18 protein-coding genes are annotated in these 20,484 nt (G+C 72.6%); 9 read left to right on the forward strand and 9 right to left on the reverse strand.

The window, feature by feature from the left end:
* Positions 1-9 precede the first annotated feature (9 nt).
* Entirely contained in the window at positions 10-1,155 is a 1,146-nt protein-coding gene (locus NVV95_RS15265; protein WP_259487404.1) for a choice-of-anchor D domain-containing protein, read from the forward strand.
* Positions 1,156-1,221: 66 nt separating this feature from the next.
* Here NVV95_RS15265 and NVV95_RS15270 read toward each other — a convergent pair whose 3' ends face one another.
* Positions 1,222-1,893: an HAD hydrolase-like protein gene (locus tag NVV95_RS15270; RefSeq protein WP_259487405.1), complete on the reverse strand. Its 672-nt coding sequence runs from the start codon at positions 1,891-1,893 to the stop codon at positions 1,222-1,224.
* Positions 1,894-1,967: 74 nt separating this feature from the next.
* Between NVV95_RS15270 and NVV95_RS15275 the strand changes: the two genes are divergently transcribed.
* Positions 1,968-3,140, forward strand: coding sequence for an SLC13 family permease (locus NVV95_RS15275; RefSeq protein WP_259487406.1), 1,173 nt, complete (start codon positions 1,968-1,970; stop codon positions 3,138-3,140).
* 175 nt (positions 3,141-3,315) lie between these two features.
* Here NVV95_RS15275 and NVV95_RS15280 read toward each other — a convergent pair whose 3' ends face one another.
* The 3 genes from NVV95_RS15280 to NVV95_RS15290 all read right to left on the reverse strand — a co-directional run bounded on the left by NVV95_RS15280 (position 3,316) and on the right by NVV95_RS15290 (position 5,976).
* Positions 3,316-3,717, reverse strand: coding sequence for an SseB family protein (locus NVV95_RS15280; RefSeq protein ID WP_259487407.1), 402 nt, complete (start codon positions 3,715-3,717; stop codon positions 3,316-3,318).
* Positions 3,718-3,953: 236 nt separating this feature from the next.
* On the reverse strand, positions 3,954-4,649 hold the full coding sequence (gene nucS / locus NVV95_RS15285; RefSeq protein ID WP_259487408.1) for an endonuclease NucS: 696 nt from the start codon (positions 4,647-4,649) through the stop codon (positions 3,954-3,956).
* A gap of 109 nt (positions 4,650-4,758) precedes the next feature.
* A complete protein-coding gene (locus NVV95_RS15290) occupies positions 4,759-5,976 on the reverse strand; it encodes an MFS transporter (RefSeq protein WP_259487409.1) in 1,218 nt (405 codons plus the stop codon).
* Between the two features lie 147 nt (positions 5,977-6,123).
* Between NVV95_RS15290 and NVV95_RS15295 the strand changes: the two genes are divergently transcribed.
* The 3 genes from NVV95_RS15295 (at position 6,124) to NVV95_RS15305 (ending at position 9,723) form a co-directional block, all read left to right on the forward strand.
* The gene (locus tag NVV95_RS15295; protein WP_259487410.1) at positions 6,124-7,188 is read left to right on the forward strand and encodes a LacI family DNA-binding transcriptional regulator; all 1,065 of its coding nucleotides are present in this window, start codon (positions 6,124-6,126) and stop codon (positions 7,186-7,188) included.
* A gap of 80 nt (positions 7,189-7,268) precedes the next feature.
* Positions 7,269-8,954: an MFS transporter gene (locus NVV95_RS15300; RefSeq protein WP_259487411.1), complete on the forward strand. Its 1,686-nt coding sequence runs from the start codon at positions 7,269-7,271 to the stop codon at positions 8,952-8,954.
* A 4-nt stretch (positions 8,955-8,958) separates the two neighbouring features.
* On the forward strand, positions 8,959-9,723 hold the full coding sequence (locus tag NVV95_RS15305) for an MBL fold metallo-hydrolase (protein ID WP_259487412.1): 765 nt from the start codon (positions 8,959-8,961) through the stop codon (positions 9,721-9,723).
* Here NVV95_RS15305 and NVV95_RS15310 read toward each other — a convergent pair.
* Positions 9,720-11,048: an MATE family efflux transporter gene (locus tag NVV95_RS15310; RefSeq protein WP_259487413.1), complete on the reverse strand. Its 1,329-nt coding sequence runs from the start codon at positions 11,046-11,048 to the stop codon at positions 9,720-9,722. The genes NVV95_RS15305 and NVV95_RS15310 overlap by 4 nt on opposite strands.
* A 65-nt stretch (positions 11,049-11,113) precedes the next feature.
* Between NVV95_RS15310 and NVV95_RS15315 the strand changes: the two genes are divergently transcribed.
* Positions 11,114-13,072 carry a M13 family metallopeptidase gene (locus NVV95_RS15315; protein WP_259487414.1) on the forward strand — a complete coding sequence of 653 codons (1,959 nt, stop codon included), beginning with the start codon at positions 11,114-11,116 and terminating at the stop codon, positions 13,070-13,072.
* Positions 13,073-13,097: 25 nt separating this feature from the next.
* A complete protein-coding gene (locus NVV95_RS15320) occupies positions 13,098-14,060 on the forward strand; it encodes a serine hydrolase (protein ID WP_259487415.1) in 963 nt (320 codons plus the stop codon).
* Here the strand turns inward: NVV95_RS15320 and NVV95_RS15325 are convergent.
* Complete coding sequence (locus tag NVV95_RS15325) at positions 14,054-15,028, reverse strand: LysR family transcriptional regulator (RefSeq protein WP_259487416.1); 975 nt, start codon at positions 15,026-15,028, stop codon at positions 14,054-14,056. The two genes, NVV95_RS15320 and NVV95_RS15325, sit on opposite strands and share 7 nt — an antisense overlap.
* 93 nt (positions 15,029-15,121) lie before the next feature.
* On the opposite strand from NVV95_RS15325, the gene NVV95_RS15330 reads away from it, so the two are divergent.
* Together NVV95_RS15330 and NVV95_RS15335 are read left to right on the forward strand one after the other, a co-directional pair.
* Positions 15,122-16,234: an aminotransferase class V-fold PLP-dependent enzyme gene (locus tag NVV95_RS15330; protein WP_259487417.1), complete on the forward strand. Its 1,113-nt coding sequence runs from the start codon at positions 15,122-15,124 to the stop codon at positions 16,232-16,234.
* Positions 16,235-16,250: 16 nt separating this feature from the next.
* Positions 16,251-17,279, forward strand: coding sequence for a hypothetical protein (locus NVV95_RS15335; RefSeq protein ID WP_259487418.1), 1,029 nt, complete (start codon positions 16,251-16,253; stop codon positions 17,277-17,279).
* A gap of 125 nt (positions 17,280-17,404) precedes the next feature.
* Here NVV95_RS15335 and NVV95_RS15340 read toward each other — a convergent pair whose 3' ends face one another.
* The 3 genes from NVV95_RS15340 to NVV95_RS15350 form a co-directional block, all read right to left on the reverse strand.
* The gene (locus NVV95_RS15340; RefSeq protein WP_259487419.1) at positions 17,405-17,809 is read right to left on the reverse strand and encodes an NUDIX domain-containing protein; all 405 of its coding nucleotides are present in this window, start codon (positions 17,807-17,809) and stop codon (positions 17,405-17,407) included.
* 20 nt (positions 17,810-17,829) lie between these two features.
* Positions 17,830-19,185 carry a glutamyl-tRNA reductase gene (locus tag NVV95_RS15345; RefSeq protein ID WP_259487420.1) on the reverse strand — a complete coding sequence of 452 codons (1,356 nt, stop codon included), beginning with the start codon at positions 19,183-19,185 and terminating at the stop codon, positions 17,830-17,832.
* A gap of 87 nt (positions 19,186-19,272) precedes the next feature.
* Positions 19,273-20,466: a hypothetical protein gene (locus NVV95_RS15350; protein WP_259487421.1), complete on the reverse strand. Its 1,194-nt coding sequence runs from the start codon at positions 20,464-20,466 to the stop codon at positions 19,273-19,275.
* Positions 20,467-20,484: the final 18 nt, after the last annotated feature.

The raw sequence follows: 20,484 nt of genomic DNA on the forward strand, positions 1-20,484 counted from the left end.
GTTGGGGCCATGTTCTTTCTGCACCGCTCACGCTCCGCCGCTGTCTTCGCGGGGGCTCTCCTGGTCGCCGGCGTGTTGGGTGGTGCGGTCGCCCCGGCGTCTGCGGCTCCCGGCGATCAGATCTCGGTGTCGACGCCGGCGCTCCTGCCCGACTTTGGGTACGTGAAGCAGGGCAGCGTGATCCCTCGCACGATCGAGCTGCTGAACGACGGCGTCGACAACATCACCATCGATCCGGCGCCGCTCTCGGCGTTGACCGCTCCCTTCTCATTGACCGGCACCACCATCAAGGCGGGCGAGGTCATCGCGCCGGGGCAACGGCGCACCATCTCCGTGACGCTGACGGCCCCGCCCGCTCCCACCGTGGCGATGCAGCCCATCACGCTGACCGTGGTGTCGGCCGACCGCATGGGCACGACTCCCTTCCTGCTCGCTTTCCGGTCGGAGTCGCTGACCACGGCACGGGCGCACTTCGACGTGACGACTCCCGACGGTGGGTCGACGCTCGACTTCGGATCGGTGAAGGTGGGGTCGACCTCTCTGCGGCGGTTGACGCTGACCGTGCGGGGCATCGACCCGCTGTCGTTCGCCGAGTCCGACGTGCGGGTGACCGACGCCGGCGGGGCGGTCGTGAGCGCGGTGAAGGTGGCCGGCTCGACGTTCGGAACGGGGAAGATCTACCGTCCCTCGGAGAGCGCGACGGTCGACCTCGCGCTGGCGCCGACGGCCGCCGGGTCGTTCTCGGGCACGGTGACGATCACCGGTCGCATCATGAACGGCAACCCCGAGTCGCCGAGCGTCGTCGTGGCGCTACCGTTCACCGCGGTCGCGACCGCCGGGCCCACGCCGACGCCGACGCCCACCCCGACTGCCACGCCGCGACCCACTCCGGGCCCGACCGGCACCGCCACTCCCCGGCCCACCACGACGGTGACGCCGCTACCGTCGGGTACCGCCACGCCCGGTGTCGGCGGAGCCGGATCCGGATCCGGTACCGGTGGGGCTGGCGGCTCGCGCGGTGCCGGAGGTGCGGGTTCCTCGCTGGCGAGCACCGGCGCCGAGCCGCTGGTCGCGTCGGGCTTCGGCCTCCTGATGCTGCTCGGCGGTGCCGCTGCGGTCGTCCTCGGCATCCGTCGCCGCCGCCTGCACGGCTGACCCCACCCTCGCCCACGACCCGCCCCGTCCCCCGACGCCGGCGGGCCGTCGGCGTTCCGGGAGGGGCTAGAGGAGCGCCGACGAGAGCTGGTCGACCGAGTGGACGACCGCGATCGCGCCGACCGCCTCGGCGGGGGAGCCGTAGCCCCACTCGACCATGATGACCGGCACCCCGTGGGCCGCGGCGCCGATGATGTCGTGCTCGCGGTCGCCCACCATCACGATGTTCGCCAGGTCGACCGACTGCGCGCGCAGGCGGCGCAGCGCCTCCTCCACCACGTCGGCCTTGGCGCTCCGGGTCTCGTCCTCCGATGAGCCGCAGATGACCTCGAAGCAGTCGGCCACCTCGAGGTGCTCGAGGATGCGCAGCGCCTGCGTCTCCGACTTCGAGGTCGCGATCGCGAGCGGGATCCCGGCGGCGTGCAGCGTGCGCACCAGATCGATCATCCCCGGGTAGACCCGAGCATCGTCCTGCGGCCCCTCCGACGCGGCGAGCCCGCGGTAGACCACGAGCGCCTCCCGGGCCTCGGCCTCCGTCATCGACGCCACGTCGCGGAAGCCGTCGAGGATCGGCGGCCCCACGAAGGCCACGAGCTCAGCCGGCAGCGGCACCGGCCGCCCCATCGCCTGCAGGGTGCGCGAGAGCCGGCCGATGATGCCCGGAGCGGAATCGGTGATGGTTCCGTCGAGGTCGAAGAGGATGCACGACCACGGCTTGGACGGGTTCTGCTCAGTCACCCGCCCAATCCTAGGGTCGCCCCGCGGCCGAGCGGAGCGGGCCCGCAGCTTCGCCGCCCTAGACTCCACCTGAAATGGTCAGCTCCCTCGCCCGCCGCGCCCCCGTGGTCATCACCCTGCTCCTGCTCGCCGCAGCCGTCGTGGTGGTCGCCTCCGGGGTGCTCCCCTGGCCCGACTTCAGCGCCCTCGTCGAACGCGTCGCCCCGGTGCTCGCGTTCGTCATCGCCATCACGATCGTCGCCGAACTGGCGAGCGATGCCGGGGTCTTCACCGCCCTCGCCGAACGCATCGCGGGCTGGGGCCGCGGACGCATCTGGGCGCTCTGGCTGCTCGTCATCGCGCTCGCCGTGGTCAGCACGGCGTTCCTCTCTCTCGACACCACCGCCGTACTGGTCACCCCGGTGGTCGTGGTGCTGGCGCTGCACGTCGGCGTCTCGCCGATCCCGTTCGCCCTCGCGACGGTGTGGCTGGCGAACACGGCCTCCCTCTTCCTGCCGGTGTCGAACCTCACGAACCTCTTGGCGGCGCGGTCCTTCGACGGTGGACCGGTGCAGTTCCTCGGCATCGTCTGGGCGCCGGCGCTCGTGGGTGTGGTCGTGAGCGTAGCTATCCTCTCCGTCGTCTACCGGTCGCGGCTCGTCGGGCGGTACCTCGTGCCCGAGCGCACGCCCATCCGGGATCGCGGCCTGCTTGTCTACTCGGCGATCGTCGTCGTGCTGCTGCTGCCGATGCTCGTCTCGGGCCTCGAGGTGGCGTGGGTCGCGGGAGTGGCGGCCGTGCTGCTGCTCGCCGCGTTCCTCGTGCGCCGGCGGGAGGCGATCTCGGTCGGGCTCGTGCCCTGGCAGGCGCTCGGCATCGCGTTCGGCCTGTTCGTGCTGGTCGAGGCGGCCCATGCCCACGGCCTCGAGGATCTGCTCGCCTCCGTCAGCGGCAGCGGCGACGACCCGCTCAGTCTGCTGCACCTCGCGGCGGTCGCGGCCGTCAGCGCCAACGGCATCAACAATCTCCCGGCCTACCTCGTGCTCGAGCCGCAGGCGGGCAGCCAGCTGCGGCTGGTGGCGCTGCTGATCGGCGTCAATCTCGGCCCGCTCGTCACCCCGTGGGCCTCGCTCGCGACCCTGCTCTGGCACCAGCGCCTCACGGCCTTGGGCGTCACGATCTCGTGGCCGCGCTTCATGGGTCTCGGACTGATCGCGGTGGCGATCATCGTCCCCCTCGCCACGCTGGCGCTCGCCTTCACGGCCTGACTCCGGGGTGCATGGTGGCGGCGCTGGGGCGGTCGCGCATCCTGACCCCGGCGGTGGGTGGGTGGCGGTGCCGGTCGGTCGCGCTTGCTGAACCCGGTGAGGGTGGGTGGCGGCGCTGGGGCGGCTGCGCATCCTGAGCTCTCAGGCGTGGCGAGCGGATGCTCGGGCCGAAACGTCAGGCCTCGACGAACTCGCGCTTCACGACCTGGCCCAGGGAGCCGACGTCGAACTGCACGGCGACGAAGTCGGCCGTCGACACGAGCGCGAGCGCCTCGGGCGCGGGAAGGATCATCGCCTGCGCGAGCGCCCGCTGCTCCTCGGGGACCGCGAGCCGCAGCTCGGCGATCGAGGTGAACAGCGGCAGCACGAGCTCACCCGTCGTCGACAGGACGGTGCGCAGCTGCGGGTCGGCCGCATCCGTCGACCCGGTGATGTCGACCACGAGGCCGCCGGTGCGCATCGCCTTCAGCAGGGCGTCGAGGGTGGTGCGGTTCGGCAGCGCCGCGAAGGTCTCGAGCGCCTTGCGCAGCGGCCGGTTCGAGTACGACTTGGGGAAGGCGGGTCTGCGGGAAGCCACGCTCCCACCCTAACGACCCCGCGAGTGGTCACTTCTGGCGCGAACCTCGCGCAGGTGGCGCCGAAAGTGACCACTCGCCCCTACGAGATCCGCGCGAGTGGGCGGTTTCGGCGCGAAAGTGGCGCGGGTGGCGCCGAAAGTGACCAGTCGGCGAAAAGGTGGGACGCGACGGAGGGCGCGCGGCCGGAGGGGCGGAACGGCAGGGGGACCCGACGGGAGGGGAGGTGGCGGGCGGGTCAGAACAGGCGGGAGTCGGCGTCGTCGAGGCCGCGCATCGCGTCGTAGTCGAGCGTGACGCAGCGGATGCCGCGGTCGAGCGCCAGCGTGCGCGCCTGCGGCTTGATCTCCTGCGCGGCGAAGACGCCCTGCACGGGGGCGAGGTGCGGGTCGCGGTTCATCAGCTCGAGGTAGCGGGTGAGCTGCTCGACGCCGTCGATGTCGCCGCGGCGCTTGATCTCGACGGCGACGGATGCCCCGGCCGAGTCGCGGGCCAGGATGTCGACGGGGCCGATCGCGGTCATGTACTCGCGACGCACGAGGGTGTGGCCGTCGCCGAGCAGCTCGATCTGCTCGGCGAGGAGCTTCTGCAGGTGCGCCTCGACGCCGTCCTTCACGAGGCCGGGGTCGATGCCGAGCTCGTGCGCCGAGTCGTGCTCGACGTCGTAGAGGGAGACCACGAGCACGTCGTCGGTCTTCTTCTGCGTCACCTTCCAGAGCTCGGTGATGCCCGCCTCGGCCTGGTCGGCGTCGGGCTCCTGCACGGTGATGGTGCAGGGCGGGCTCATCCAGTTCAGGGGCTTGTAGCTGCCGCCGTCGGAGTGCACCAGGATGCTGCCGTCGCTCTTCAGCATCAGCAGCCGTTTCGCGAGCGGCAGGTGGGCGCTGAGGCGGCCGGCGTAGTCGACGGAACAGGTGGCAATGACGAGACGCACCAGTAGAGCGTAACCGCCCGCCCGGCCTCACCCGCCCGGTCGGCAGGTGGGGGGCGACCGGCCGGCAGGTGAGGGAGCCCGGTCGCCAGGTGAGGCCGACCGGCCCGGGTCAGCGGCGGGGCGCGCGCTCGCGGGCGGCGGGCGAGGCGAGGCCGGCGAGCAGCACGAGCACGAGCACGAGCAGCAGGGCGTGCAGGATGCCGAACTCGTGTCCGAGCAGGCCGATCACCGGCGGCCCCACCAGGAACGCGGTGTACCCGATGATCGCCACCGCGCTCACGCGGGCGGCCGAGACCTTGGGGTCGGTGGTGTCGGCGGCGGCCGACATGCCCACCGGGAAGCCGAGCGAGCTGCCGAGCGCCCACAGGGCCGCACCCACGAAGGCCAGCCACGGCGCCGGGGCGAAGATGAACAGCAGCAACCCGAGCACGGCGAGGCCGGCACTCACCCGCAGCACCGGGACCCGCCCGAAGCGGTCGAGCACCGGGCCGCCGGCGACGCGGCCGACCGTCATCGACACCGTGAACACGCCGAACGCGATGGCGCCGGTGGTGTTCGACTGGTCGTAGCCGTCGACCATCGCGATGGCCAGCCAGTCGTTGGCCGAGCCCTCGGCGAAGGCCATGCCGAGCATGATCAGGCCGATGGCGAGCAGCCGCACGTCCTTCCACACGCCGAGCGACTCGGCGAGGCGCTCGCGGAGGGGCTTCTTCGGCGCGTCGTCGAGTTCGGAGGCCTCCGCGCCCTTCGGCACGAAGCGGATGGCGACGAGCACCGAGGCCAGCACCACGACGGCCATCACCGCGAGGTGCACCACGACGGGCACCGAGAGAGCGGATGCGAGAGCACCGATGCCCGCCCCGGCGACGGTGCCGAAGCTGAAGAACGCGTGCATGAGCGGCATCAGCGTCTTGCCGATGGCGCGTTCGGCGGCGGCGCCCTCGACGTTCATCATCACGTCGACCGCCCCGTTGCCGAAGCCGAAGAGGGCGAGCCCCACGGCCACCACGGCGGGCGCGACGATCGTGTCGGTACCGAGCCCGATGCCGACGAGGCCCACCGAGACGAGGCCCAGCACCACGGCCATGCCGGCCCGGGCGCCGATGCGGGCCATGATTGGGGGCGCCGCAATCAGCCCGACCACCGAACCCGCCGACATCGCGAAGATCAGCAGACCGACCTGAGCCGTGTCGATGCCGAGCTGATCGCGCACGGCGGGGAGCCGCGCGACCCAGCTCGCGATCGAGACGCCGCTGAGGGCGAAGACCACGAAGATCGCGTTGCGCCAGGCGTGCAGCCGGCGGAGCGGGAGCATGGTGGTCGTCATGGGAATCCTCGGTGACTCGAAGGTGGCGGTGGCGTTGGCGGTGGCGGAGCGGTGGCGACGAAGCGGCGGCGAGGTCAGGGGCCGGATATGCGGTGTGACCTCGAATCGAATCGTTTCGATCGAATCGATTCGACTACAGTAGCGAGCATGAGCGGCGGATCGCAAGGCACGCACCGGGCGACCCTGTCGCACGTGGCGGAGCGCGCCGGGGTGTCCCGGTCGACGGCGTCCCTGGCGTTCAGCGGCAACGGGCCCGTGTCGGCCGCCACCCGTGACCGGGTGCTCGCGGCGGCGGCCGCGCTGGGCTACGGCGGTCCCGATCCGCGGGCCCGGTCGCTGCGGCAGGGCCGCTCGGGCGTCGTGGGCATCGTCTTCGACGAGCGGCTGCTGCACGCCTTCCGCGACCCGGTGAACGTGCAGACGCTCGACGGCATCGCCGACGGGCTCGGGGTCGACAGCAACGGCCTGCTGCTGCTCACCGAGACGGGAGCGGTGGGGGAGGGCATCCGCTCGGCCGCCGTGGACGCCGCCGTGCTGATGGGCTGCAGCACCGTGCTCGACGACGTGATCGCGTCGCTGGGGCGGCGGGGCATCCCGCTGGTGTCGATCGAGGGGGGCGAGCGCGAGGGGGTCGTCGACATCGGGCTCGACAACGTCACCGCCTCGGAGGAGCTCGCCCGGCACCTGCACGAGCTCGGACACCGGAGGGTCGGCACCGTGCTGCTCGGCGTCGACCCCGACCGGGTGTCGCGCCCGGTGGCCGTCGACGAGCTGCCGCAGATCACCGCCCCCGTGACGGCCGACCGACTGCGCGGGGCGGCCCGCGTCTTCCCGGGGCTGACGGCGTACACGGCCGGGTACAACCTGGTCGAGAACGGCGCCGCCGCGGCCGCCGCGCTGCTCGACGTGCCGGCCGGGGAGCGGCCGACCGCGATCATGGCGCAGAGCGACCTGCTCGCCGTCGGGGTGCTGCGCGCCGCCGAGGAGCGGGGCCTGTCGGTGCCGGGTGACCTCTCGGTGACCGGCTTCGACGGGGTGCGCATCGACGGCCTCACCGGCCACGAGCTCACCACGATGCGCCAGCCCGCCGCCGACAAGGGCCGCGCGGCCGGCGAGGCGGTGGCCGCGCTGATCGCGGGCGACGAGGCGCACTCCCTTCAGTTCGCCTGCGAGCTGCGCCTCGGCGACACCACCGGGCCGGTTCCCGCCTGACCACCGCTCTGGCACGGCGGGGCGGCGGGGCGCTACTGTCGTGCCAGGTGCCGCCGGGCATCGGGGGAGGGTTGCGGCGCATGGCGCACGAAGCAGCGAGCCCCAGCACGAAGACCACCCCAGGCACCACCGCCGGCACTGCCCCCGCCCGCGGCCCCCTCGTGCTCCTCGCCCTCGTGCTCGCCTCGGGCGTCGCCAACCTCAACCTCTCGGTCGCCAACGTCGCCCTGCCCTCCATCGGCCAGGCCTTCGACGCCTCGCAGACCGCGCTCAACCTCGTGGCGGTGGGCTTCTCGCTCGGCCTGGCGGGCTCGGTGCTCTACCTCGGCGCCCTCGGCGACCGCTACGGGCGCAAGCGGATGCTCGTGCTCGGCCTCGCCCTCAGCATCCCCGCCGCGCTGCTGGCCGCCTTCGCGCCGGGCATCGAGGTGCTCTTCGTGGCCCGGGTCTTCGGCGGCGTCGCGGCCGGCATGGCCTACCCCACCACCCTCGCGCTGATCGCCGCGCTCTGGACCGGCCCGAAGCGCATCGCCGCCATCGCCCTCTGGTCGGGCCTCGGCGGCGCCATCTCGGCCCTCGGCCCGCTCGCCTCCGGCTGCCTGATCGGCGTCTTCGACTGGAGCGCGGTCTTCCTGATGACCATCCCGCTGGCGGCGGTGACGCTCGTGATCGTGCTGCTCGTGGTGCCGGCGAAGGTGAACGAGGGCAGCGATCCGGTCGACAACCTCGGGGGAGTGCTGTCGATCGTGCTGGTGGCCGCGCTGGTGCTGGGGATCAACTTCGCGGCGGTGCCCGGGGCGCAGCTGTTCGCCCTCGGGCTCGGCGCCGTGGCGGTGGTGGCGGGAGTGGGCTTCGTGCTGCGGCAGCGGCGGGCCGCGCATCCGCTCTACGACCTGCGTATCGCGTCGCGCCGCACCTTCTGGGTGGCGGCCGTCGGCGGCATCATCGTGTTCGGGTCGCTGATGGGTGCGATGTACGTGGGGCAGCTGTTCCTGCAGAACGTGCTGCGGTACTCGGCGCTCGAGGCGGGGGCGAGCATCCTGCCCGCGGCCCTGCTGATGGTGCTCGCGGCCCCGCTGTCGAGCCGGCTCGTGCTGCGCTTCGGCGCACGGGTGGTGTTCCTGCTCGGTTTCGCGTTCTGCCTGCTCGGCTTCCTCACGATGCTGCTGTTCTGGGACGTCGGCGTGAGCTACCTGCCCGTCGGCGTCGGCTACGCACTGATCGGCGTGGGGGTGGGGCTCGCCGGGCCGCCCTCGTCGCGCTCGCTCACCGACTCGGTTCCGGTCGCGCGGGCGGGCATGGCGTCGGGCACGTCCGATCTGCAGCGCGACCTCGGCGGGTCGATCATGCAGTCGGTGCTGGGGGCCATTCTCACGGCCGGCTATTCGGCGGCCATCGCGCGGTCGATAGCGGATGCTCCCGCCACCGTGCAGTCCGAGGTGACGTCGAGCGTGGCCGCGCAGCTGCAGAAGTCGTTCGACGGGGCGGTGTCGATCGCGAAGCAGTATCCGCAGTACGCCGACGGCATCGTCGAGGCCGCGCGGCAGTCGTTCCTCGACGGGGCCGACTGGGCCTACGCGACCGGGATGCTCACCATGCTGATCGGGGCGGTGCTGGTGTTCCTCTTCTATCCGCACCGGGAGCGGGAGCACGAGCTCTTCCACGAGTACGCCGGCGGCGGGGGCGACGCGCCGGCGCCCGCAAGCGGCCGGGCCGGCGCCGCCGCCCCCGCCGGCGGGAACGCGGAGCCGCGCACGGGAGGATAGGTGCATGCTCCTCACCGTGCTCGGCACCGCGACCCCCTACCCGCGACCCGACGAGCCCTGCTCGGGCTACCTGCTGCAGAGCGAGCCCGCCGCCGACGGCCGACGCACCTCGGTCTGGCTCGACGCCGGCACCGGCACCTTCGCCGAATTGCAGCGCCGCATCACGCTCGACCAGCTCGATGCCGTCGTCGTCTCGCACCGCCACGCCGACCACTCCGCCGACCTGCTCGTGGCCTACTACGCCTTGCGCTTCAGCGAGCACCGGCCGAGCGGCCCGATCCCGCTGATCGCCCCCGAGGGGATGCTCGATCGACTCGCGGCGTATCTCGGCCCGAATTCGGTCGACGAATTGCCGCGCGTGTTCGAGCACCGGCCGATGAGCGGGTTCGGTGAGGCGTCGATCGGCTCGCTGCGCGTGGAGTGGGGGCCGGTGCAGCACGGGGTGCCCGCCTTCGGGCTCACGGTGGAGGAGGACGGCCGCCGTTTCGCCTACTCCGGCGACTCGGCGCCCTGCCTGTCGCTCGAGGAGATCGGGGAGCGAGCAGATCTCTTCCTCGTCGAGTGCGGGTACGACGAGCCGGTGCGAAGCGACGCCGTGCACCACACCCCGGAGGACGCGGGCCGCTCGGCCACGGCGGCGGGGGCCGCACGCCTCGTGCTGACGCATCGCGCCGAGACGCTGACCGTCGAGGCCGCCCGGGAACGGGCATCCGCCCACTTCGACGGAGGGATCGACGTGGCGGTGCGGGGCCTCAGGGTGGAGATCTAAGCCGCCCCGCCCGGCGCCCCCGTCACGATCCACCGCGACCCGCGCGCCCGCAGCCCGAGCGTCAGCGCCCGCGCCCCGATGTAGCCCAGCCCGAACGCGAGCCACAGCCACACGAGGCCGGCGGTTCCGGGCGGATGCACGAGCTCCACCGCCACGAGCAGCGGCAGATACGCCACCAGCGTGAGCAGCCCCGCGAGGGCGAGGTAGCGCGCATCCCCGGCCCCGATCAGCACGCCGTCGAGCACGAACACGAACCCGGCCAGTGGGATGCCGACCGCCATCGTGAGGAGCGTCGCGGTGACGGCCTGCTGCACCTCGGGCGACGAGCTGAACACCGGCCCCGCGAACGGTGCGGCCACCGCGACGAGCACGCCGAGAGCCACGCCGGCGCCGATGCCCCAGCGGATGAGCCGCCGCGTGACGGCGTGCACCCGCTGAACCTCGGAGGCGCCCAGCCCGTGCCCGATCAGCGCCTGCCCGGCGATCGCCAGCGCGTCGAGGATGAAGGCCAGCGTCGAGTAGACCGTCAGCGCGATCTGGAACGCCGCGAGCTCGGTCACCCCGAGCGACGACGCCACGACCACCGAGCCCACGAGCGCCGCCCGCAGGCTCGCGGTGCGCAGCAGCAGCCAGCCGCCCGCGAGGGCCGCCCCCGAGACGCCGTCGACGCCGGGTCGCACCGAGACTCCGGATGCCCGGGCCGCCCGCACCGCCATCACGACGTACACGGCGGCCATCCCCCACTGCGCCAGCACGGTGCCGGCGGCCGACCCCGCGATGCCCCAGCCGGCGCCGTAGATCAGCACGGCGTTGAGCGCGGCGTTCGCGGCGAAGCCGGACACGGCGACGACGAGCGGGGTGCGGGTGTCCTGCAGCCCGCGCAGCAGCCCGGTGGCCGCGATCACGACGAGCATGCCGGGCAGCCCGATCAGCGACACCGTGAGGTACGTGACCGCCTCGGCGGAGACCGCGGAGGTGGAGCCGAACAGCCCGACCAGGGGGCCCGCGAGCGGCCAGGCCACGAGCGCGAGCGCGACCCCGATGGCGAGCGCGAGCCACATGCCGTCGATGCCCGCCTTGATCGCGCCGGGCCGGTCGCCCGCTCCGAGCCGCCGCGCGACCGCGGGTGTGGTCGCGTAGGCGAGGAAGATCAGCAGGCCCACCGCGGTCTGCAGCAGCGTGCTCGCGACGCCCAATCCGGCGAGCGGCGTCTCGCCGAGGTGGCCCACGAGGGCGGTGTCGGTGAGCAGGAAGAGGGGTTCGGCGACCAGGGCCCCGAGGGCCGGCACCGCGAGTCGCAGGATGTCGCGGTCGAGGCTGGGCATCCCCTCAGCCTAGAACTGCACGGGAGCCTGGATGGGTGTCGGAGGGGGGTGATTAGAGTTGCCTAGTGACTGCTTCCGGAATCGACCTCGAAGAACTCGACCCCACCGTGCGCGCGCAGGACGACCTGTTCCGCCACGTCAACGGCCGGTGGATCGCCCGCACCGCGATCCCCGACGACAAGGCCCGCTACGGCTCGTTCTACCAGCTCGCCGAAGAGGCCGAGAAGGCCGTGCGCGCGATCATCGAGGAGTCGACCGACGCTCCCGAGGGCACCGAGGCCCGCAAGTTCGGCGACCTCTACACGAGCTTCATGGACGTCGAGCGCATCGAGTCGCTCGGCGCCGCTCCGCTCGAGCCGCAGCTCGCGCTGGTCGACGCGATCGACGACCGCGCCTCGCTCGCGCGCACGCTGGGGCGACTCGAGCGTCAGGGCGTGCCGGGCATCCTGAGGCTGTTCGTCGACAACGACCCGGGCGACCCCGAGCGCTACCTCGTGTTCGCCGAGCAGGGCGGCATCTCGCTGCCCGACGAGAGCTATTTCCGCGACGAGAAGTTCGCCGCGGTGCGCGAGGCCTACGTCGGTCACATCGAGCGGATGCTCGCCCTGGCCGGTCTCGACGACGCCCCCCGCCGAGCCCAGCGCGTGTTCGAGCTGGAGACGCTGATCGCGGCCTCGCACTGGGACAACGTGCGCACCCGCGACGCGCAGGCGACGTACAACCTCCTGACCTGGGGCGAGCTGCTGTCGCTCGCGAGCTCGGGTGGCGAGCTGCTCGGCCTGTGGCGCGACTCGCTCGAGGCCCCCGCGGGTGTGTTCGACGAGCTCGTCGTGCGCGAGCCGAGCTTCGTCACCGGGCTCGCCGCCGCCCTGGTCGAGGCTCCGCTGGAGAGCTGGAAGGACTGGCTCGCCTGGAACGTCGTGCACGGCTGGGCGCCCTACCTCTCCGGCGATTTCGTCGAGGAGAACTTCGACTTCTACGCCCGCACGCTCACCGGCACCCCGAGCATCCGCGACCGCTGGAAGCGCGGCGTCTCGCTCGTCGAGGGCTCCATGGGCGAGGCCGTCGGTCGCATCTACGTCGAGAAGCACTTCCCGCCCACGGCGAAGGCCGCGATGGACGTGCTGGTCGAGAACCTGATCGAGGCCTACCGGCAGTCGATCGAGACTCTCGAGTGGATGAGCCCGGCCACCCGGGAGCGCGCCCTCGAGAAGCTGGCCAAGTTCACCCCGAAGATCGGCTTCCCGGCGCGCTGGCGCGACTACTCCGCGCTGTCGATCGACCCGGGCGACCTGATCGCGAACGTGCGGGCCACCAGCGAGTTCGAGTTCCAGCGCGAGCTCGGCAAGATCGGCAAGCCGCTCGACCGCGACGAGTGGTTCATGACGCCGCAGACGATCAACGCGTACTACAACCCGGGCTTCAACGAGATCGTCTTCCCGGCGGCCATCCTGCAGCACCCGTTCTTCGACGAGAACCGCGACGCGGCGGCCAACTACGGAGCGATCGGTGCGGTGATCGGGCACGAGATCGGCCACGGCTTCGACGACCAGGGCTCGCGCTTCGACGGCGACGGCCGGCTCACCGACTGGTGGACCGAGGCCGACCGCGAGGCGTTCGAGACCCTCACCTCGTCGCTGATCGCGCAGTACGACGCGCTGGCCCCGGCCCAGGTGCCCGACCACCACGTCAACGGGGCGCTGACCATCGGCGAGAACATCGGTGACCTCGGCGGGCTCGGCATCGCCTGGAAGGCGTACCTGCTCTCGCTCGACGGCGAGGAGCCGCCGGTGATCGACGGCCTGACCGGCGCCCAGCGCTTCTTCCTCTCCTGGGCGCAGGCCTGGCAGCAGAAGTCGCGCGACGAGGAGGTCATCCGGCTGCTCTCGATCGACCCGCACTCCCCGAACGAGTTCCGCTGCAACCAGATCGTGCGCAACATCGACGAGTTCTACGCCGCCTTCGACGTGGCGTCGTCCGACGCTCTCTGGTTGGACCCGGCCGACCGTGTCACCATCTGGTGACCCGAGCGGGGAGGAGCAGCTGAGCATGCCGGAATCGATCCGCCGACGGGCGCGGGAGGACCGCGACGAGGCCGCTCCGCGCGGCCGGCGGTCCGACGCGATCGAGAACGACGGCGGCATCTTCCGCAAGGGCTTCGCGTCGCTGACCGAACTGGCGCTGTCGGGCGTTCAGGTGACGGCCTGCGCGGTCGACCTGGGCTCGGGCAAGGTGCTGTTCTCGGTCGACGACCACCTCTCGGTTCCGACGGCGTCGATCGGCAAGGTGCTGCTGCTGATCGAGGTGGCGGCGCGCATCTCGGCGCGGGACGGTTCGTCCACCGAGTCGCGGCCGCGCCCCGTGCGTCCCGGGCCGGGGGCGGAGGCGCTGAGCATCCTGAACCGCACGGCCGGTGACGAGATCGCCGATTCGGGCCTCTGGCAGCACCTGCAGGTGCCGGCGCTGCCGGTGAGCGACCTCGCGGCGCTGATCGGGGCGACGAGCGACAACCTCGCCACCAACGTGCTGTTGCGCCGGATCGGGCTCGACACGGTGCGGGCCCGGGCCGAGTCGCTGGGCCTTCGTCGCACGCTGCTGCTCGACATCGTGCGCGAGGAGCGGGGGCCCGACGACGCGCCGCAGCTCTCGGTGGGGTCGGCGCGCGAGCTCGCCATCCTGTTCGGGCGGCTGCACGCCGGCACCGTGGTCGACGAGACCACCTCGCGGCTCGTGCGCGGCTGGCTCAGCCTCGGCACCGACCTCTCATTGGTGGCGAGCGCCTTCGGCCTCGACCCGCTGGCGCACGTCGAGGCCGACCACGGGCTGCGGCTGTTCAACAAGACGGGCACGGATGCGGGCATCCGCTCGGAGGCCGGGGTGATCACGGGGCCGCAGGGCGGCATCTCCTACGCCGTCACCATGCGCTTCAACGACGCCGAGCTCTCGGGCCGGCTCGCCGTGCTCGACGCGATGCGGGTGCTCGGCACCGACTTCCTCGAGTACGTCTACTGAGCCGCGCGGCCGGTGCGGGCGGACGCGCCCCCGGCGGTCAGGCCCGTGAGCAGCCGCAGCGTCTCGGCGACGGCCGGGATGTGGTCGGCGCCCGGGCGGGTGACCGCCACGAGCATCCGGTGGTCACCGGCCCGGGTGCGGTGGGCCGTCACGCCGGGCGGCAGGGCCGAGGCCGAGATCGCCAGTTCGGGCAGCAGTGCCACCCCGAGACCGGCGGCCACCATGCTCATCACGGCGACGAAGTTGTCGGTCTCGAAGGCGATGCTGGGCGCGAAGCCCGCGCGGGCGCAGGAGTCGAGCAGGTGACCTCGGCAGCGCGGGCAGCCCGCGATCCAGTTCTCCCCTCGCAGCTCGGCGAGGTCCACGGGGTCGCCCGCGCTCGCCGCCGGGTGGCCCGCCGGGGCGAGCAGCAGCACGTCGTCGCGGGCCAACTCGTGCACCGTCAGCCCTTCGGCGCTCGCATCGAACGGGTCGTGCCGGTCGGCCGGGTGCCGGAACGCCACGGCCAGGTCGCTGACCCCGTCCCGCACGCCGGCGACCGCCTCCGGCGGCTCGGCCTCGAGGTACGTCACCTGCACACCGCTGTGCTCGGCGGCGAGGGCTCCGATCAGCCGAGGCACGATGGTCGACGACGCCGAGGGGAACGCCGCCAGCCGCACCCGCCCCGAGCGCAGCCCCGCGAGGTCGGCGAGTTCGCCCGCCGCCGCGTCGAGGGCGGTGAGCACGGCATCGGCGTGACGGGCGAGCACCTCACCCGCATCCGTCAGCCGGATGCCCCGCCCCGAGCGCGTCACGATCGGCATGCCGAGGCGCGCCTCGACCCGCTTCAGCTGCTGGCTGACGGCCGGCTGGCTGTAGCCGAGCACGGTGGCGGCGCGGGTGATCGACCCGTATTCGGCGACGGCCGCGACCACCCGCAGCGTCTGCGAGTCGAGGTCGAAGCTGCCGGACGGGGGTGCGAGGGCCATGGTGGGGAGCGTAGCGCATCCATAACGTTACGTGATGGATGCCATGAACGACTGGGCATGGACCAATGGATGCGCGACCTCGATGCTGGAGGCATGACACTCCTCGACGCCGCTCCGGCCCTCTCGGTCGCCGAGCTGCAGCAGCACTTCGACGCCCGCCCGGGCTACCTCTCGGCCTGCATGGTGGGAGTGCCCCCGCGCGAGACGGTCGCCGCGCTCACCGCCGACCTGGCGGCCTGGGCCGAGGGGCACCGCGCTCCCGGCGCCTACGGTCTCGCGGTCGAGCAGGCGCGGGCGGCCTACGCCGAGCTGGTGGGTGTGCCCGTCGGGTGGGTGGCGACCGGGTCGCAGGTCTCGGCGACGGCGGGGATGGTGGCGGCGTCGCTGCCCGAGGGCTCCGAGGTGCTGCTGGTCGAGGGCGACTTCAGCTCGATGGTGTTCCCCTTCCTCGTGCAGCAGCAGCTCGGGCGCATCTCGGTGCGGTGCGTGCCCGTCGAGGGGGTGGCCGAGAGCATCCGCTCGACGACGACCCTGGTCTCGTTCTCGCTGGTGCAGTCGGCGACCGGTGCGGTGGCCGACGCCGACGCCATCGTGGCCGCGGCCGAGCGGCACGGGGCGGCCACGTTCTGCGACACCACGCAGGCCTGCGGCTGGATGCCCGTGGACGCCTCCCGCTTCGACGTGACCGTCTGCCACAGCTACAAGTGGCTCTGCGCGCCGCGCGGGGCGTCGCTCACCACGGTGCGCCCGTCGTACCTCGGGCGGGTGCAGCCGCTGCTCGCCGGCTGGTACTCGGGCGACGACGTCTGGGGCTCGTGCTACGGGCCCGCCATGCAGCTGGCTCCGGATGCGCGGCGACTCGACCTCTCGCCGGCCTGGCCCGTGTGGATCGGTGCGGCCGCGTCGCTGGAGCTGTTCGCGTCGGCCGACCTCGACGCGGTGCGCTCGCACTGTGTCGGTCTCGCCGCTTCGCTGCGCGCACGGCTGCGGGCGGCCGGGGTCGCGTCGGTCGGCAGCGACGACTCGGCGATCGTGACCTGGCCCGACGCCGACGGTCGCGCGATCGCGGCGCTCACGGCGGCCGACGTGGCCGCCTCGGCGCGCTCGGGCCGCTGCCGCGTCGCCTTCCACGTCTGGAACACGCCCGCCGACGTCGAGCTGGTGGTCGCCGCCCTCGAAATCTCTTCTCTTCTCGCAGCCCGCTGAGGTATCCTCATGTACCATGCGGAAGCGCCAACATTTCCCCCTCGGCGGGCTGCTCGCTCGGGTGGTCGTGGGAGTCGTCGTGGTGTCGGCAGCCCTCGTCCCCGCCCCATCCGCGTCCGCGCTCGCGATCGACTGCAGCTACACCCCGGGGCTTCCCGCGTTCGTCGACCGATTGAAGGACTCGAGCCTCACCTGCGCGAACCGGGGCGAACCGCGCGGCTCGACGCCCGGAGGTGGACAGCTCGGCCGGCCCGGCAGCACGGTGGGCGGTGCGGCGTCGACGGCGGTCTCCGCGTGCCGCTATCCGGCTCCGAGCGTGCCCGACTGGTTGTACGCGAACGGGCCGGTCTTCGCCGTCGATCTCCCGGTGGTGCACTACCCCGACCCGGGCGGCTCCGACGACGTGCTCGCGGACTACCGCACCGAGTACCGTGACGCGAAGGGCAACCGCTTCGCCACGCGCGACTACGTCGTGTCGACGAAGCGGTCGCTCACCGTGCCGGCGCGCATGTACCTCACCGACTACAACCTCGTGCACTACCCGGCGCAGATCAGCCTGGGCTGGCAGTGCGATCAGCCGAGGTGGGGCGCCGAGAGCTACTCCGACCTGACGCCGACGGCGGGGCCGGTCGATCCCGGTGTGACGACACCGCTGCCTGCCGGGATCTTCACACCACCGGTCATCGTGGGTGGCAGCTCGATCGGCGCCATTCCCGGCCGGCCGGGTGAGTACTTCTACCGACTCGACGTGAGGAACGACGACTCGGAGCCGCAGGCGGCGTTGATCTCCATCGATGTGGGCCAGCTCGCGATCACGGAGGTGCTCGGGCTGCCGGGGGCGGGCAGCTGCCCCGCCGCGACGCCGCGCACCCAGATCTGCTCGGTCTCGTCGGTGCTGCCGGGTCAGACGCAGACGTTCACGTTCCGGGTCAGGGCCGAACCCGGGTATGAGAAGACCGGCAGACTGACGGCCAAGGTGGATTCGCTGGTAGCCGTGCCCAGGCGATTCGTGAGCTCGTCGGTGACCCAGGTCGGCGTGGGGTGATGCGACTTGGCGGGTGACGGCGACGAGGGAGAGCGATCGCGGGCGGGGCGGGCCGGGCGGAGATCGGCGGGACGGGCCGGCCGTGCCGGGGCTGGCCGGGCCGGGCCGGGCCGGGGCATCGCGGCTCAGTCGATGAGGTCGAGGGCCGCCAGGCGCGCGAGGGTCTCGGCGCCTGCGGGCGGGCAGCGATCCGAGTCGGCGGTGGTGACCCAGTGCACCGCCGAGACCTCGGCCCAGGGGCGCGGGTCGTCGGGGGTCGTGCCGGCGAAGAGCTGCATCTCGACCAGGCGGCCGACGGGCTCGCCGTGCGCCTGCACCGTCACCGTGAACAGCGGCTCGAGGGCGGCCGGGTCGACGGTGACGCTGACCTCCTCGACGGCCTCGCGAGCCGCGGCCTCGGCGGCGGTCTCGCCGGGGTCGATCTTGCCGCCGGGGAGGTAGAGCACGTCGCGGGCGCGCGCCGTCACCATCAGCAGTCGCCGCTCGCGGATCAGCGCGAGTGCCGCCACCCGGATCGTCGGCAGCGTCATGACAGCGTCACGGGAGCGGCTCAGCCGTCGGCGCGGCGGTAGGACTCGAGCGAGACCGGCGAGCCCCCGGCGGAGGCGGAGGCGGAGGCGGAGGCCGCAGCGGCAGCGGCGCCGGCTGCGCGGTCGGCCGCGGCGCCGCCCAGGCCGAACAGCGTCTCGACGGCGGCGAACACCTCGGCCGAGCGACCGTCGCGGGCGAGCTCGCGGGCGCGCACCGACGGCGAGTGCAGGATGACGCCGACGAGGTGGCGCAGCGCCTTCTGCGTCTCCTCCGAGTCGCCGCGGTCGCGCGAGCGGCCCAGTTCGTCGTCGAGCAGGTCGAACAGGTGCGAGCGCAGGGCGACGACGGCCGGGGTGACCTCGGCCTCGGCCTTGCCGGCACGGTACTCGGCGGCGGCGCGGTCGACGAGGGCGCGTGCATCCGACTCGGCGTTCAACTCGTCGAGGGGGGCGTGCAGGCTGATGGTCTCGAGGTCGAGCAGCTCGGCGCCGCCGACACCCGACACCAGCGGGTCGACGTTGCGCGGCAGGCCGAGGTCGATCACCAGGCGCCGGGTGAACGCCCCCGGAACCGAGGCGGCGGCCTGCAGGTGCGTGGCGTCGAGCACGTAGGTCTCGGCGGTCGAGCAGGTGATGATCACGTCGGCGGTCGCGATGGCGCCGAGGTAGTCGCCGGCGGCGACGGGCGCGATCTGCTGCTTCGCGGCGAAGGCGACGGCGCGGCCCGAGGGCGAGTAGACGCGGATGTCGGTGACCCCGCGGTCGCGCAGATTGGCCAGGGTGACCCGGGCGTACTGGCCGGTGCCGACGAGCAGCACGCGCGTCTGCGCCCAATCGGTGACCCGGCTCTCGGCCAGGTCGAGGGCGAGCCGCACGAGCGAGCGCCCGGCGCCGCCGAGGCCCGTCTTCGTCTTCACGTCGCGGGAGGTGTGCGAGGCCCGCTGGAACAGGCGCTCGAGGTCGCTCGAGGTGGTGCCCGACAGTCGCGCGGTGGTGAGGGCACGCTTGACCTGCCCGGCGATCTCGTCCTCGCCCACGACGACCGACTCGAGGCCCGACGACACGGCGAAGAGGTGGTCGGCCACGCTGTCGCCCGAGAGCACGGTGAGGCTGTCGCGCAGTTCGGCGACGTCGATGTCGGATGCTCCGCCGAACGTCGCGGCCGCCTCCTCGACGGCCAGCGAGATGCCGGCCGTGAGCGGCTCGTCGATGTCGAGGTAGGCCTCGAAGCGGTTGCACGTGGCCAGCACCACGGCGCCCTGCACGAAGTCGCTGTGCTCGACGAGGCCCTTGGCCACGTCGGAGGTGCCGAGCGAGAGCTTCTCGAGGAGGTCGAAGCTCGCGTTGCGATGGTTCGCGGTCAGGCAGATGAGCACCAGATGATTGTACTCCTGCAACGACCGGCCCCTGCCGGGAGCGGGCGGATGCGCATCCGCCCACCCCCGACCGGCGGCGCCTCGGGGTCAGTCCCAGAGCACCGTGGGGTTCGCTGAGGCCATGTCGATCGACGGGGCGCCGAGCGACGGACCGAAGAGCACGTCGCAGGTGCCGCTCGCACCGTTCTGCGTGCACTGGCCCGAGGTCGACACCGAGCCGATGAACTCGCCCTGCGCGAGAGTGGGGTTGTCGTAGCTCAGGGTCGGCACCATGTTCTGGATGGTGACGGTGGCGTCGGCCGAGATGCTGCGCGTGATCGTGCCGTCGGTGAGCTGCGTGCCGTCGTCGAGCGTGGCGGGCAGCTCGAGGCCGCAGCCGGCGGCCAGCGTGGTCGATGCGACGCAGGCGTCGACGGCCGACTGCACGAGGGTTCGGAACTGGGCGAGGGCGGCGTCACTCAGGCCGGGCTCGATGTCGCCGACGTCGACCGAGCCGAAGGGCTCGGTGGCGGTGACGGTCGTCGTGCCCGTGAGCGTGAAGTTCGGCAGGGTGGTGGCGAGCTGGTAGGTGCCCGGGAAGAGCTGCACCTCGGTGCCGCTGACCTCCTGGCCGTTCACGGTGAGCCCGAGACCGTCGAAGCGGTCGACGTTGAGGTAGCTGAGGCCGCCGGTGATCTTCCAGCCGTCGTCGTCGTAGTCGTCGACGCTGTACTCGGCGGTGACCGGGGTTCCGCCGAGCGAGTAGCTGACGGTCACGTCGCCGTAGCCGTTCTCGGTGGTGTCGTCGACGATCGCGACGTCGGTGATCGGGGCGAGCTCGTTCGACGCGGCGAGCACCTCGTCGGTGAGCAGGGTGTCGTCGTCGGGGGCCTGACTGATCAGGCCGAGCGCGGTCTCGGAGTCGGCGTCGGAGAGCGCGGTGAAGAACGCCTCGACGGTCTCGGAGGCGGTGCCGGAGTCGCCGGAGCCGCTGCCGCCTCCGGAGTCGCCGCCGGCGGCACCGGCGAACACGCGCGAGACGACGACGGCGATGACGATGATCACGACGATGACGAGCAGCAGGCCACCGCCGACGATGCCGAGGATGGCGCCGGTGCCGAGCCCCTTCTTGGGCGGCCGGCCGGGCTGGCCGGGCTGGCCGGGTTCATTCGGATACCCCGGGTGAGGCTGCGGCTGCTGCCAGTGGCCTTGAGGAGCCGGGTCCTGCCACTGCTGAGGAGGAAGCGGCGGCAGTCCGGGTTCGTTCGGTCCGGACGGGGGCGTCGGTGGATTCTGGCTCACACCGCCTGTCTACCATCG

The sequence above is a fragment of the Herbiconiux gentiana genome, from assembly GCF_024978135.1.
GTDB lineage: Bacteria > Actinomycetota > Actinomycetes > Actinomycetales > Microbacteriaceae > Herbiconiux > Herbiconiux gentiana.

Excerpts from the sequence above, each read along its gene's own strand:
- NVV95_RS15305 (WP_259487412.1), top strand. The coding sequence starts at position 8,959 with ATGCTCCTCACCGTGCTCGGCACCGCGACCCCCTACCCGCGACCCGAC.
- NVV95_RS15320 (WP_259487415.1), top strand. The coding sequence starts at position 13,098 with ATGCCGGAATCGATCCGCCGACGGGCGCGGGAGGACCGCGACGAGGCC.
- NVV95_RS15290 (WP_259487409.1), bottom strand. The coding sequence starts at position 5,976 with ATGACGACCACCATGCTCCCGCTCCGCCGGCTGCACGCCTGGCGCAAC.
- NVV95_RS15325 (WP_259487416.1), bottom strand. The coding sequence starts at position 15,028 with ATGGCCCTCGCACCCCCGTCCGGCAGCTTCGACCTCGACTCGCAGACG.
- NVV95_RS15295 (WP_259487410.1), top strand. The coding sequence starts at position 6,124 with ATGAGCGGCGGATCGCAAGGCACGCACCGGGCGACCCTGTCGCACGTG.
- NVV95_RS15340 (WP_259487419.1), bottom strand. The coding sequence starts at position 17,809 with ATGACGCTGCCGACGATCCGGGTGGCGGCACTCGCGCTGATCCGCGAG.
- NVV95_RS15300 (WP_259487411.1), top strand. The coding sequence starts at position 7,269 with ATGGCGCACGAAGCAGCGAGCCCCAGCACGAAGACCACCCCAGGCACC.
- NVV95_RS15265 (WP_259487404.1), top strand. The coding sequence starts at position 10 with ATGTTCTTTCTGCACCGCTCACGCTCCGCCGCTGTCTTCGCGGGGGCT.
- NVV95_RS15275 (WP_259487406.1), top strand. The coding sequence starts at position 1,968 with ATGGTCAGCTCCCTCGCCCGCCGCGCCCCCGTGGTCATCACCCTGCTC.
- NVV95_RS15330 (WP_259487417.1), top strand. The coding sequence starts at position 15,122 with ATGACACTCCTCGACGCCGCTCCGGCCCTCTCGGTCGCCGAGCTGCAG.
- NVV95_RS15310 (WP_259487413.1), bottom strand. The coding sequence starts at position 11,048 with ATGCCCAGCCTCGACCGCGACATCCTGCGACTCGCGGTGCCGGCCCTC.
- NVV95_RS15335 (WP_259487418.1), top strand. The coding sequence starts at position 16,251 with ATGCGGAAGCGCCAACATTTCCCCCTCGGCGGGCTGCTCGCTCGGGTG.